Annotated in this window: 11 protein-coding genes; 4 read left to right on the forward strand and 7 right to left on the reverse strand. The window is 59.6% G+C overall.

Translation table 11 applies throughout. The features are described 5' to 3' along the window. Positions 1 to 96 precede the first annotated feature (96 nt). Positions 97 to 705, forward strand: a complete 609-nt coding sequence (locus LPB19_RS08890) for a methyltransferase family protein (protein WP_206642577.1) — start codon at positions 97 to 99, stop codon at positions 703 to 705. A 21-nt stretch (positions 706 to 726) separates the two neighbouring features. On the opposite strand, the gene djlA is transcribed toward LPB19_RS08890, so the two are convergent. Next, on the reverse strand, positions 727 to 1,512 hold the full coding sequence (gene djlA, locus LPB19_RS08895) for a co-chaperone DjlA (protein ID WP_206642578.1): 786 nt from the start codon (positions 1,510 to 1,512) through the stop codon (positions 727 to 729). 50 nt (positions 1,513 to 1,562) lie between these two features. Then, positions 1,563 to 4,376 (reverse strand): HD domain-containing phosphohydrolase, encoded by a 2,814-nt coding sequence (locus LPB19_RS08900; protein WP_206642579.1) that lies wholly within the window; start codon positions 4,374 to 4,376, stop codon positions 1,563 to 1,565. 113 nt (positions 4,377 to 4,489) lie between these two features. Here LPB19_RS08900 and alkB point away from each other — a divergent pair, with 113 nt between their 5' ends. Next, positions 4,490 to 5,140 carry a DNA oxidative demethylase AlkB gene (gene alkB / locus LPB19_RS08905; protein ID WP_206642580.1) on the forward strand — a complete coding sequence of 217 codons (651 nt, stop codon included), beginning with the start codon at positions 4,490 to 4,492 and terminating at the stop codon, positions 5,138 to 5,140. Here alkB and LPB19_RS08910 read toward each other — a convergent pair whose 3' ends face one another. Then, positions 5,141 to 6,421, reverse strand: coding sequence for an MgtC/SapB family protein (locus LPB19_RS08910; RefSeq protein ID WP_206642581.1), 1,281 nt, complete (start codon positions 6,419 to 6,421; stop codon positions 5,141 to 5,143). 292 nt (positions 6,422 to 6,713) lie between these two features. On the opposite strand from LPB19_RS08910, the gene LPB19_RS08915 reads away from it, so the two are divergent. Beyond that, positions 6,714 to 8,201: a SulP family inorganic anion transporter gene (locus tag LPB19_RS08915; protein ID WP_206642582.1), complete on the forward strand. Its 1,488-nt coding sequence runs from the start codon at positions 6,714 to 6,716 to the stop codon at positions 8,199 to 8,201. A 76-nt stretch (positions 8,202 to 8,277) separates the two neighbouring features. After that, on the forward strand, positions 8,278 to 9,129 hold the full coding sequence (locus LPB19_RS08920) for a universal stress protein (protein ID WP_407943955.1): 852 nt from the start codon (positions 8,278 to 8,280) through the stop codon (positions 9,127 to 9,129). Positions 9,130 to 9,208: 79 nt separating this feature from the next. Here LPB19_RS08920 and LPB19_RS08925 read toward each other — a convergent pair whose 3' ends face one another. The 4 genes from LPB19_RS08925 to LPB19_RS08940 all read right to left on the reverse strand — a co-directional run bounded on the left by LPB19_RS08925 (position 9,209) and on the right by LPB19_RS08940 (position 12,774). Beyond that, positions 9,209 to 10,390 carry a BaiN/RdsA family NAD(P)/FAD-dependent oxidoreductase gene (locus LPB19_RS08925; RefSeq protein ID WP_206642584.1) on the reverse strand — a complete coding sequence of 394 codons (1,182 nt, stop codon included), beginning with the start codon at positions 10,388 to 10,390 and terminating at the stop codon, positions 9,209 to 9,211. A 102-nt stretch (positions 10,391 to 10,492) separates the two neighbouring features. After that, complete coding sequence (locus LPB19_RS08930) at positions 10,493 to 11,548, reverse strand: NAD(P)-dependent alcohol dehydrogenase (RefSeq protein ID WP_206642585.1); 1,056 nt, start codon at positions 11,546 to 11,548, stop codon at positions 10,493 to 10,495. Positions 11,549 to 11,653: 105 nt separating this feature from the next. Beyond that, complete coding sequence (locus LPB19_RS08935; RefSeq protein ID WP_206642586.1) at positions 11,654 to 12,460, reverse strand: PhzF family phenazine biosynthesis protein; 807 nt, start codon at positions 12,458 to 12,460, stop codon at positions 11,654 to 11,656. Beyond that, positions 12,457 to 12,774 (reverse strand): hypothetical protein, encoded by a 318-nt coding sequence (locus tag LPB19_RS08940; RefSeq protein ID WP_206642587.1) that lies wholly within the window; start codon positions 12,772 to 12,774, stop codon positions 12,457 to 12,459. The genes LPB19_RS08935 and LPB19_RS08940 overlap by 4 nt, the downstream gene beginning before the upstream one ends. Positions 12,775 to 12,859 lie beyond the last annotated feature (85 nt).

Genomic DNA, 12,859 nt, shown 5'->3' on the forward strand with positions numbered 1-12,859 from the left:
GTGTCAATAATCCAGGTGTGCCTGGTTCCCAGACCCGTTGCACAAGGGAATAATGACAATAAACTCAAAACACGACTGAAACCGGATACGACTTCCATGGATGTGATCGAACCGCTGGTACGCCATTTTCTGGGTATCTTCTTTCTGATGATCGGCTTGCAGTTTTCCAGTCGCAGCATAGGGCTGTTCCGGCGTATGGGGTTTTCCCATATCAATTACGGCGCCCGGGGCGCGGCGAGCTGGTGGCACCGGCACACATTCAATGTGTTTCGGGCGCTCATTCTGGCGGTCTGTCTGACCCGGATATTTGTTGATATTGATGACTGGCTCGGAGTTTTCGATGCCCTCTACCAGTGGCCAGTGCTCCTGTTGGGGCTCGCGCTGATGCTGGTGTCTTATACCTCGGTGAACTATCTGCAGGCGTTCATGCACGAAGAGTGGCGATCCGGCATCGATCCGCGCCAGGACAAACGCACCCTGATTACCTGTGGTCCTTTCGAAAAATCCCGGAACCCGCTGTTTCTGGCCGTGATGACCGGACAATGGGGCTTTTTCCTGGCACTGCCCAGTGTGTTTTCACTGGTGTGTCTGGTGGTGGGAATGCTGGTGGTTTCGCGCCAGGCGCGGGAGGAAGAGAAAGACCTGCTGCAAAAGTTCGGCGAGGCCTACGAGCAGTATCGCGCCCGTGTGCCCCGCTGGTTCTGAGCCGCGCCCATCAACCGCCCATCAGCTGGCCTTTTTGCGTGCGTCCTTGATGATGTCGTAGGCGTGGCTGATTTCCCGGGTCCGTTCTTCCGCCATTTCCCGCATGGTTTCCGGCAGGCCTTTTCCGGCCAGTTTGTCCGGGTGGTTTTCGCTCATCAGTTTACGGTAAGCCTTTTTGAGCTCGTCGTCAGAGGCGGTCGGCGAAACGCCCAGAACCTTGTAGGCGTCTTCCAGTTGCTGGGAACTTGAACGCTGCGCTGCGCCACCGCCGGCGTGCCCGCTGAAGGAGCCGCGCAACATGGCTTCGAGCTGATCCACCTGGCTCTCTGGCAGCCCCAGCCCGCGGGCAATCCGAACCAGCATGGCGTGTTCCGCCGGGTGAATAACGCCGTCGGCCGCCACCGCAGAGACCTGAACCTGCAGGAACATCTGTAACAGCGCGGGTTGTCGGCCACTGATTTTCAGAAAGTGCGCCAGTTCGGCGTCCAGATCAAAATCCGGTGATTTGCCGCGGCTGAACGCGTCCTTCGCTTTCGCCTTGGCCGCTTCATTCAGTCGAAACCGCACGAACATGGCTTCGGCCACCTGGATTTCATCGCGGGTGACCTGGCCATCGGCCTTGCACAGAGCCCCCATAACGGCAAAGACCGACTCCACGAATCCGGCCTGGATATCCTGAAGTTTGCCCAGCAGGCGACTTTTCAGAAGGTTGAAGGCGAAGGCACCCAGAGCGGCACCAATCAGAAGGCCTGGAAACCGGCCGAACGCGTAGCCAATCATGCCGCCGAAAAACAGCGCAACGAGCATCAGCAATTCCTCAATATGTCGTTTAAGTGTCTGTTCAATATACGGGGTTTTCAGTCCGGGGTCATGAACAGCCGTTCATCCACCCGGTCGATCTGTTCCGGATCAAGAAACCGTTGGGCGTACCGCCGGTAGGTGCCGGAGCGGATGAACAGTTCGAAAACGTCCCGATCGATATGGCCGTTACTGACCATTCTGGCCACGATGCCCAGTGATTCGGTGAGAGACTTGGCTTCCTTGTAGGGGCGATCGGAGGCCGTCAGAGCTTCGAATACGTCGGCCAGCACCATAATGCGTTCTGGAATGCTCAACTGGTCTCGGGTCAGCCGGCGCGGATATCCCTGGCCGTCCATGCGTTCGTGGTGGGTGCCCGCCAACCGGGGCACGTTTGCCAGCCGATCCGGCAGGGGCAGGGCGTCGAGCATGCAGATGGTCTGCACAATGTGCTCGTTCACCCGGAAGCGTTCCTCGGGGGTCAGCGTGCCCCGGGCAACGGTCAGGTTATGCAGTTCGCCCTTGTTGGCGGCGAAATCCGGCAGTGTCATGTCGAAGCCCCAGCGGTTACGGGGATCGTCGCGCTGAACGGGCGGGCGGTGTTCACCCCAGGGGCGCGTGTGTTCGGGTTTGTCGCTGAGCAGGGGTTCGGCCGCTGGCAGGATGGGCTCCGGGTGTTCGGCGGCAGCCTGCTCTTCGTCCCAGGACAGTCCGAGGCGGTCGCTGAAGTGGCGTTGCCAGGTTTGCCGGCCAATGTTGTGGATGCGATCGATGTCGGAGGCGGACAGGGCTTCGCTGCCGTGGTTGATGCTGGCGATGAAAGCAAACTCCTGCTGCAGTCGCTTTTGGGTGGCGTTGCGTTCCTGTCGGGCGGCGGCTTCGTCATCGCCCTTGAGTTGCCGCTTGAGGTAGCGAATGTCAGCGTCCCGATGCAGGACCTCAAAGCGGGTGCGAATCTCGTGTATGCGATTGTGAATGGTTTCCAGCTTGACCGCCTTGTTGATCACATACTCGGGGCTGGTGATCTTTCCGCAGTCGTGCAGCCATGCTGCCAGCCTGAACTCGTAACGTTCCTCATCGCTCATCGTAAAGTCAGCGAAAACACCCTTATTGCTGGCGGTTGCGGCGTCTACCAGCATTTCGGCCAGTTGCGGAACCCGGGAACAGTGCGCTGCGGTGTGTCGGGACTTCGAGTCAATGGCATTGGCCACCAGTTGGATGGTGCCGTCCAGCATGGCCTGCTGGCTTTCGATCAGTTCCTGCGTCTCGATAGCCACCGCGGCGGAGCCGGAGATCTGCTGGACAAAGGCAATGAGCTCATCGCTCAGGCGTTCGTGATCGCCACGTTCCATTTCAATCACCAGCGCCCCGACCAGCTTCCCGTCCCGGTTTCGCAGTATGGTCACGAGGGGGTTGCCGGACAGCCGTTGGCGCAGGTTTTGGATAACGCTGGCATCGTCCTGTGTCGCGGCAATACCGCCGATCTGTCTCGGCAGATTTGGGTCTTTGTCGACGGCGAGGCCCAGGGTTTCCGACTGCCGGCGAAAGAGATAGACACCGCCGCGCTCCTCCCCAACGATGCTGATGATCTGGGTCAGGATGTCGTGTAACAGCCCGTCGAGGTTTTGGCCCCGGTTCAGGACATTGGCAATACGCTGAAAGCTGCTGATGGAACTGGCCATATTATCCAGGGCCGAGCCCAGTTTGTGGGCCTCGCGAACTTTTGAGGCAGGCGCTTCCCAGGTATCGAAACGAAACTGCGACAACTGGCTCACGTGATCGGTCAGCGCCTCCAGCGGCTTGGCCACTCGCCGGCCAAGGATCCAGCCAAGAATGGTCATGACCAGCCCGATCAAACCGGCAATCAGCGCTTGTCGGGTCAATAGCTCCCAGACCTGTTTCAGAATTTCCTCGGCAGGTATCACCACGGCAACGGTCAGCTGTTCTCCCGGAAGCAGAGAGGACGTTCGTGTGGTGCCATACCAGTGCTGGTCATTTACCTTGAAACGCCGCACCGAGCTGTCGGCAATGGTCTGTCCTTGTTGATGGACGGCGGCCAGCAGGACCGGGTGGTTGGTTTCGCCTTGGCCGGTGTGGGCCAGAATCTTGTCGTCATCATTCAAGATGGCAACGTGGGTATTGGGCGTAGGTTTGAGTTCGGATAACTGGTCCGTGATATCGCTGACGGAGGCGTCCATGCCAAACACCGCGCCACCTTCGCTGGCCATGTGGGAGAAGGTGATGCCGGTTTCTCCCGTGGTGAAAAAGACGTAGGGTGGGGCGAGTTCGGACTGGGTGGATCGGATGGCGTTCCTGAACCAATCCCGGGTGCGGGGGTCGTAAATCTGGCCCTCAAGCTTGCGATCTGCCAGGGGGCGCATCTGTGCATCGTAGAATCGTCGCAGGCTCTGTTCGCTGCTGCCGTGGGCGGCCGATCCCTGTACAAAATAGGCCGCGCCGGGTGGTGCGTCAGGGAATTGAACGGAACCTGAGCTTTTGACTTTACGTAATTGAAAGAACTCGCCGTTCGGATAGCCGACGTAGATCGCGCTGGCGACATCGCTGGCCTGCAGGATGCTGCTGATGGCCGGCAACCGCTCGAGCCGCTCGGCCAGGGTGACGGCCCGGCCCAGTGGATCATGACTTAACAGCGCCATGGTGGCGGCGGACGGGGTGGTCAACGTGCGCAGCCGATCGTCGACGTTTATCAGCAACTGGTGCGCGGCTGAGCTGGCGGCAGTGACCTTGGCCCGCTCCATACCCAGAAAGCTCTGCCCGACCATGACAAGAGTTAACAGCAGCATACCCAAACTGACCATGCCGGCGATCAGCAGCGCCAGCGAAATTCGGGAAGCAGGGTGGCGTTGAGGCATGTGGTAATCCTGTGAGGCCGGGGCTGGGGTTGGGCCTGCCGTTGATTGGTATTACCTTAGAAAGGGTAGACCCAGACCGGGTATTTTTCTGGCATAGCGCAGGGTGCACCATCATGACCATGGATCTGTTTCAGAATCAGCCTGTGGCGCGCTTCACCGAAGAGGTCGGCGAGGGCGCTCGGGTGCTGCGGGGGCTGGCCTGCGACTCGGACCAGGCCTTGCTCAACGCCATCACGCGGGTGGCCCGGCAGGCTCCGTTCAGGCATATGCAAACCCCCAGTGGCCATACCATGTCGGCCGCCATGACCTGTTGTGGGCAGCTGGGCTGGGTGACCGACGCACGCGGTTACCGCTACCAACAGGAGGATCCGCTGAGCGGCGAACTCTGGCCGGCGATTCCCGAACCCATGCTGGGGCTTGCACAAGAGGCGGCCGCCGAGGCCGGTTATCCGGATTTCCGGCCGGATGCCTGCCTGATCAACCGTTATCAGCCCGGGGCGAAGATGGGCTTGCATCAGGACAAGGACGAGCAGGACTTCGGTCAGCCGATTGTGTCGGTTTCGTTGGGCTTGCCTCAGGTATTTCAGTTTGGCGGGGCGAGGCGGAATGAGCGACCGGTGAATATTCCGCTCGGGCATGGTGACGTGGTGGTATGGGGCGGCCCCTCCCGCTTGTTCTACCACGGCGTTCTGCGCCTGAAAGAAGGTGAACACCCACTGACCGGCCGCTGCCGGTACAACCTGACGTTCCGGCGCGCCCGGTAATTACTGAAACCAGGCGACTGCGAGCCCTGCTGCCATGGACAGCAGCATGGGCGCGGCCACCAGCTTGCCAGCCTTGCGATCGCCAAGGCCCCAGGCCATGGCGGATTTCATCAGATTATTGGTCGCTGCTGCGATCACAATCGCCAATGCGGCGACATCCAGCGCCAGCCGGTCGTGGGACATGCGGGTCAGGGACAGGGTGATGGCGTCCACGTCGGCAATGCCGGAGGCGAAGGCGAGCATGTAAACACCCGCGGTACCCAGCCACTCCTTCAAGAGTTCGCCCAGCAGCAGAATAGCCGTGAGCAGTAGGCCAAAAACCATCGCTGAAGGCAGGTCCAGCGGGTTCTGTTTGAGTTCCATCTGGCTCAGGGCTGGCTTGTCTGAGTGCTGTCGCCAGATAAGCCAGGCGGGGATGTACAGCAGCGCTGCCATGGTGATGACCGGCGCCACCAGCAACGGCAGCAAGTCGCGATTAATCACGAAGCCGTACATCAGAATGCGGGGAAACATGGTGCCGCAGGCGATCAGGATGCCCGCAGCCAGCTGGGGCCCAAGCTGGGGGTTGTCGGCAGACTGGCGGGCAAAGTTCAGGGTCAGCGCGGTGGACGAGCTTAGCCCGGCAAACAGGCTGGTAAACAGGATACCCTTGCGCGTGCCGGCGACGCGCATCGCGAAGTATCCAACGAAGGAAATCGAGGCAATCAGCACCACCATCCACCAGATTTCCCGCGGGTTGAGCACGCCACCGGGCCCCATCTTCTCATTGGGCAGGAGTGGCAGGAGCACCACGGAAATGAGCAGCAGCTTGAGGGCCGCATCCAGTTCGTGCTCCTTGAGTTTGCTGACCCAGCCGTGAATGTCTTCCTTGTTGTCCAGAATAACCGCAGTGACCACCGCAGCGGCGGTGGCCATCACCGGATCAACCGCCACGGCAATGGCGCCGAAACAGAACGTGAGTACCATGCCCACCATGCTGGTGATACTGAAGTTGCGGATATGGGACAGGCGCTGACTGTAGCCAACCACGTTCATGGCCACCACACTGGCCAGTAACACGGGAAATGCCCAGACAGTAATGGCGTCCGAAAGAACGGCGGACACCCCGCCCAGCAGCCCGACCAGGGCAAACGTCCGGATGCCGGCAATGCGCTCACCGGATTTTTGGTCCCGGGCATCCCATCCCCGTTCCAGCCCGATGATGGCACCCAGCAACAGGGCCACCGCCAGGTTGATCGTGGTCTGGTTGGTGGTAATGAACTGGCTGGTAACCTCATCCATGGGCGCGGGGCTTCCCTAAGTGTTGGAAAAAACTGTTTTTATTGTAGCGCCCTGTGGCTGCAATCATAAACCCACCGGTCATCCCTTACCTTACGCGCCATTAGTGAATCTGATAAGCTTCGCCGCCCTTGCTTACTATCCTGTAAGGTCAAAGCCCACCGGCATCCCGAAGCTCCCGTTGTTCCGGCGCGTAACCTATTGCCGCTTTCCCTGTCTTCGGATCTTCGTTGCGATTCTCCGGCCCGCTCGGCGAGCGAGTTTTGACCCGCTTTACCAAAAAACGGAACCCGACATGGTTAATACACTGAAAAACGAATGGTTATCCAACATTCGAGGCGACATTCTCTCCGGTATCGTGGTGGCGCTGGCGCTGATTCCGGAGGCCATCGCCTTTTCCATCATCGCCGGCGTTGATCCCAAGGTCGGCCTGTACGCCTCATTCTGTATTGCGGTCATCATCGCCTTTGTGGGCGGTCGTCCGGGTATGATCTCGGCAGCCACCGCGGCCATGGCGGTCCTGATGGTGACGCTGGTGAAGGAACACGGGCTTGAGTACCTGCTGGCGGCCACCATTCTGACCGGTGTGATCCAGATTGTTGCCGGTTACCTGAAGCTGGGCAGCCTGATGCGGTTTGTCTCCCGATCAGTGGTGACCGGGTTCGTGAACGCGCTGGCGATTCTGATTTTCATGGCCCAGTTGCCGGAGTTGACCAACGTAACCTGGCACGTCTACGCCATGACGGCGGCCGGCCTCGGCATCATCTACCTGTTCCCGCTGTTGCCCAAGGTGGGCAAGACCATTCCATCGCCACTGGTGTGTATCGTGGTACTCACGCTGGTCTCCGTACTGATGGGGCTGGATATCCGCACCGTTGGCGACATGGGGGCGCTGCCGGATACCCTGCCGATTTTCCTGTGGCCGGACGTGCCACTGAATATGGAAACCCTGATGATCATCCTGCCGTACTCCATTCCGCTGGCCATTGTGGGCCTGCTGGAATCGATGATGACGGCCACCATCGTCGATGATCTGACGGATACCGAAAGTGACCGTAACCGCGAGTGCAAAGGTCAGGGCATCGCCAACATCGGTTCCGGCCTGATCGGCGGCATGGCCGGCTGTGCGATGATTGGCCAGTCGGTGATCAACGTGAAGTCCGGCGGTCGTACCCGCTTGTCGACGCTGATCGCCGGTGTGTTTCTGCTCATCATGGTACTGGTGCTGGACAGCGTGCTGGTTCAGATCCCCATGGCTGCGCTGGTGGCGGTGATGATCATGGTGTCCATCGGCACCTTCTCCTGGGACTCTATCCGCAACCTCAAGGAACATCCGGTTTCCACCAACGTGGTGATGCTGGTGACCGTGATTGTCGTGGTGGCTACCCACAACCTGGCCTATGGTGTGCTGGCCGGCGTTCTGCTGGCGGCCCTGTTCTTTGCCAACAAGATCGGCCACTACATGGTGGTCCGTTCCGAGCTGGACGATCAGACCAACACCCGCACCTACAAGGTGATCGGCCAGGTGTTCTTCAGTTCGTCGGAAAAATTCCTTCAGTCCTTTGACTTCAAGGAAGCAGTCGATAAGGTGGTGATTGATCTGAGTCGTGCCCATTTCTGGGATATTACGGCGGTGGGGTCGCTGGACAAGGCCGTCATCAAGTTCCGTCGGGAAGGCGCGGATGTTGAGGTGAAAGGGCTGAACGAGGCCAGCGCCACCATCATCGATCGCTTTGGGGTCCACGACAAGCCGGATGCCATTGATCAACTGATGGGGCACTGATATGACCCACGCCAAGGAATCCGCGGAAGATCGCAGCCAGAATAATAATCAGAACGATCAGCAAGGTGAGGTGAACATGCAACGAGTTGTGGCCTGTATCGACGGTTCCCGCGCTGCGCCCGCCGTCTGTGACTATGCGTCCTGGGCGAGCCGGCACATGCAAGCGCCCCTGACGCTACTGCACGTTTTGGATGAAGAACGCTACCCGGCAGAGCCGGATCTGGCCGGTAACATCGGCCTGGGCAGCCGGGAGCAGTTACTGGAAGAACTCGCCGAGCTCGATCGCAAGCGCGCCAAGCTGGCCCTTGAGCATGGCCATAACATGCTGGATGAGGCCGAGCGCCGGGTTCGGGAAGCGGGTGTTGAAGACGTGACGCAGCGCCAGCGTCACGACGACCTGACCGCGTCGCTGCTGGCACTGGAAAGCCAGACCCGGCTGTTGGTGATGGGGCTGCATGGTGAGAGCAGCTCCGACCGCGACGTTCACATCGGCAGCCAGCTGGAAACGGTGATCCGCAGTGTGCACCGGCCGATCTTGCTGGTGCCGGATGAATTCACCGCACCGAAGAGCGCCATGCTGGCGTTCGATGGCAGTGCAACGGCGTTCAAAGGCGTCGAGATCCTGGCCGATAGTCCAGTGGTGAAGGGAATGCCTCTGCATCTGGTGATGATCGGGGCTGATACCAATGATCGCTGGGAGCAACTGAAACAGGCCAAGAAAATGCTTGAGCCGCTCGGGTCCGAGATCACCATGGCCATCCGTGCCGGGGATGTCGAGCCGGCGCTGCACGAGTATCAGCGGGAGCACAATATCGATGTGCTGGTGATGGGGGCTTACGGGCACTCACGAATCCGTCAGTTCCTGGTCGGAAGCACGACCACCCAGATGCTCAGGACGGCAACGACGCCGTTGGTGATTCTGCGCTGACCCGGACTTCTGGTGGCGGGGGCAATCTACTCGTGGTTGCCCTCCTGCGTTGTCGCCGGAATCACCCCTTCTGGCGTCTTCAGGCTGCGTTCCCCGCGGCCACGCCAGACGCCCATGCCCACTGGAAATTATGTCCGCCCAAATGACCGGTAACGTCCACCACTTCACCGATGAAGTACAGGTCGGGGCGGTCAATGGTGGCCATGGTTTTGGATGACAGCTGACGGGTGTCGACACCGCCGAGCGTCACTTCCGCCGTCCGGTAGCCTTCCGTGCCAGCTGGCTTGATAGTCCACTGCTCCAACGTACGCGCGATCTGTTCGAGGTCGCTGTTCTTGTGGCCCTGCAACGGGCCGCTCCAGCCTTGCAGCTCGTTGAAGGCCTGCGCGAATCGCTTGGGCAGGTGCTGGGCCAGGTAGTGCGCGAGGGTGCTTTGCGGCCTATCCCGACGCAGGGCCAGCAGATCTTCCATCACGCGCTGCGCTGGCAGGAGGTTGATGGCCAGTTCATCGCCTGGGTTCCAGAAACTGGAGATCTGCAACATGCTGGGGCCGCTTAGCCCCCGGTGGGTCACCAGCATGGGTTCGCGGAAATGCTGGTTGTTGCAGCTGGCTTCCACCGGACAGCTGACGCCGGACAACGGCGATAACTGGTCCTTGAGTTCCGGCTGAAGGGTAAATGGCACCAAGCCCGCCCGTGTCGGCAGCACTTGCAGCCCGAATTGCTCGGCAATCTGATACCCGAAGCCGGTGGCGCCCATGGTGGGAATGGACAGCCCTCCGGTGGCGATGACCAGAGACCGACAGGTGAGTGGGCCAGAGCTGGTGGCCAGCCGGTAGCCCTCATCGCTTTCGGTGACCGATGACACCGAGGTGCGCATCCGGATTTCGGCACCGGCCCATTCACACTCGGTGATCAGCAGGTTCAGGATGTCTTTGGCACTGTCTTCGCAGAACAACTGCCCCGGGGCCTTTTCCACATACTCCACGCCGTGCCGGTCAACCAGTTCCAGAAAGTGCTGGGGGGTGTAACGTCTGAGCGCCGAGATACAGAAATGCGGGTTATCAGACAGGAAGTTGGCCGGTGTGCTGTTCAGGTTGGTGAAGTTACACCGCCCGCCGCCGGACATCAGGATTTTCTTGCCCGGTTTGTTGGCGTGGTCGATGACCAGTACCCGGCGGCCGCGATAGCCCGCAGTGGCCGCGCACATCAAGCCGGCGGCGCCGGCACCAATAATTATTACGTCGAAGTCCGAGGCCATGAATCATCGCAGCGGTTGGAATGGATCGCGCATTATACGTGGCTGCGAAGGTGAGAGAAATCGTGCCCGGCACCTATAAAACGGTACCGGGCAGGTGGTTCGTCAGCTGTCCTTCAGTGATTTCATGTCGATGACAAAGCGGTATTTGACGTCACCTTTCTTCATCCGCTTGTACGCCTCGTTGATGTTGTGAATGTCGAGCATCTCAACATCACAGCTGATGTCGTGTTCAGCGCAGAAATCGAGCACTTCCTGGGTTTCCGGCATACCGCCAATCAGCGAGCCGGCCAGTACGCGACGCTTGAACACCAGGGCTCCGGCCTCCAGCGCTGGCTCGATGGGCTCCAGCAGGCCCACGATGATGTGGGTGCCATCGAACTTGAGGCAATTGAGGTAAGGATTGAGGTCGTGCTGTACCGGAACGGTATCAAGCATGAAGTCGAAGGTTTCGGCGACCCCGGCCATCTGGTCCTCGTCGGAGGAAATGACCACGTGGTCCGCACCTTGGTTTTTGGCTTCGGCTACCTTGCTTTCCGACCGTGTGAAGATGGTGACCTCTGCACCCAGGGCCTTGGCGAACTTGACGCCCATGTGGCCGAGGCCGCCCATGCCGATGACACCGACTTTGTGGCCCGGCTTTACGCCATAGTGCCTCAGGGGCGAGTAAGTGGTGATGCCGGCACAGAGCAGGGGCGCTGCCTTTTTCGTGTCCAGCTTTTCCGGAATCCGAACCACAAAGCGCTCGCTGACAATGATACGTTCGGAGTAACCACCATAGGTGACGGAGTGATCATGGCGGTCTTCACCGTTGTAAGTGGCCGTCATGCCCCCCGAGCAATATTGCTCCAGCCCCGCTTCACAGGCCGAGCAGGTCCGGCAGGAATCGACCATGCAACCCACACCAACCACATCGCCTTCTTTGTATGCCCGCACATCCGGCCCGACCGCGGTCACCCTACCCACAATTTCATGGCCGGGAACAACGGGATAGACGGTTACTCCCCAATCGTTTTCGACGAAATGAATGTCGGTATGGCAGACCCCGCAGTAATCGATTTCAATGGCAACATCGTCTTTGCGCAATGGCCTGCGCTCGATGTCATGAGGCCCCATTCCGGATGTGGCGGATTGTGCTGCGAATGCTTTTGTAGCTGTCATGGGATTCCTCCTGAAGTTCAGATCCAATCAGACCCATACGCACGTTCATGTTGCAGCTATCACTTCAGCGAGTTGCCATTTCGTAATCTTGCCGAACGAGGGTGGTCACAGGTGAACAGTGCCTTCCATGTAAAAGGCGGCCTGACCCGCAATGCCGACCCGGTCGCCCCGTAGCTCGCACTTCAAGACGCCGCCCCGATCGGACAGCTGATGCGCCAGCAGTGTGCTGCGCCCCAGCTTGTTCGCCCAGTAGGGCGTGAGCACGCTGTGAATCGAGCCGGTGACCGGGTCTTCGTCGATGCCCACGGCCGGCACGAAATAACGGGAAACGAAGTCGGCGCTCTGGCCCGGCGCACTGATGATCACGCCCTGGTTGCCCAGCTGCTTTAGTAACCGCAAATCCGGGTTGGCGTTGCGTACGGTGGTCTCGTCCTCAACCAGAACCAGGTAGTTGGTGTCGTTGGGCACAAAGAGCACCGTATCCCCCGCTTCGGGCATGGCGTCGCGCAGCAGGGCAGGCGTCGGGCGCTCCTCAAAGGCCAGATTCGGGAAGTCCAGTTCCAGCCAGCCATCGTCCTGCTGGCTTACACCCAGGGGGCCGCTCTTGGAGCGGAAGCTGACCTGCGCACGGGGGAATCCCAGTTTGTTGAACAGCACCCAGGCCGTGGCCAGTGTGGCATGGCCGCACAGCGGCACTTCGGCTCCGGGCGTAAACCAGCGGATATGGAAATCCTGTTCCGCACCCTCGGGCTCCGGAACGATAAAGGCGGTTTCCGCCAGATTGTTTTCTTTCGCCAGTTGCTGCATGACGTCGTCCGGCAGCCACTTGGTGAGCGGCATCACGGCTGCCGGGTTGCCACCGAAGACTTTGCTAGTGAATGCATCGACTTGGTAGATCGGGTAGGTGCTCATGCTTCTTTCCTCATGATTCCGTGTTGTTGGTTTGCCTGTCTGCTCGATTCGGCGAGCCTGCGTTGGGCAAAAACGGCGAGTTCCTCAGTACTGTAGAGATGGTATTCCGGCAGTGCACCATTGCAGCGCAAAATCCAGTGGTGAGGCTCCGCCAGAAGTACCTCGAAACCGAGCTCATGCAAAAGTTTGAGGCTCCTGGTAATTGCGGCCCAGCTTCCCTGTGTTTCCGCATTCGCCTGGGACAGGCCAAGAACGTCTTTGCGGGATACGTGCCTGTCCCGAGGACGGTTTGCGGGGATGTCATGGGTGTTCATGATCGGGATTCCTTCTCCGGTTATCGTGACACCATTGTCGCGCTGCCGGGTATATCGATACAGATTCAGTTACTATTAGATTGAA

It is taken from the genome of Marinobacter salinisoli (assembly GCF_017301335.1).
GTDB lineage: Bacteria > Pseudomonadota > Gammaproteobacteria > Pseudomonadales > Oleiphilaceae > Marinobacter > Marinobacter salinisoli.

Coding starts and splice junctions, on each gene's coding strand:
- LPB19_RS08920 (WP_407943955.1), top strand. CDS start 8,278: ATGCAACGAGTTGTGGCCTGTATCGACGGTTCCCGCGCTGCGCCCGCC.
- LPB19_RS08935 (WP_206642586.1), bottom strand. CDS start 12,460: ATGAGCACCTACCCGATCTACCAAGTCGATGCATTCACTAGCAAAGTC.
- LPB19_RS08900 (WP_206642579.1), bottom strand. CDS start 4,376: ATGCCTCAACGCCACCCTGCTTCCCGAATTTCGCTGGCGCTGCTGATC.
- LPB19_RS08910 (WP_206642581.1), bottom strand. CDS start 6,421: ATGGATGAGGTTACCAGCCAGTTCATTACCACCAACCAGACCACGATC.
- LPB19_RS08940 (WP_206642587.1), bottom strand. CDS start 12,774: ATGAACACCCATGACATCCCCGCAAACCGTCCTCGGGACAGGCACGTA.
- LPB19_RS08915 (WP_206642582.1), top strand. CDS start 6,714: ATGGTTAATACACTGAAAAACGAATGGTTATCCAACATTCGAGGCGAC.
- LPB19_RS08890 (WP_206642577.1), top strand. CDS start 97: ATGGATGTGATCGAACCGCTGGTACGCCATTTTCTGGGTATCTTCTTT.
- LPB19_RS08925 (WP_206642584.1), bottom strand. CDS start 10,390: ATGGCCTCGGACTTCGACGTAATAATTATTGGTGCCGGCGCCGCCGGC.
- alkB (WP_206642580.1), top strand. CDS start 4,490: ATGACCATGGATCTGTTTCAGAATCAGCCTGTGGCGCGCTTCACCGAA.
- djlA (WP_206642578.1), bottom strand. CDS start 1,512: ATGCTCGTTGCGCTGTTTTTCGGCGGCATGATTGGCTACGCGTTCGGC.
- LPB19_RS08930 (WP_206642585.1), bottom strand. CDS start 11,548: ATGACAGCTACAAAAGCATTCGCAGCACAATCCGCCACATCCGGAATG.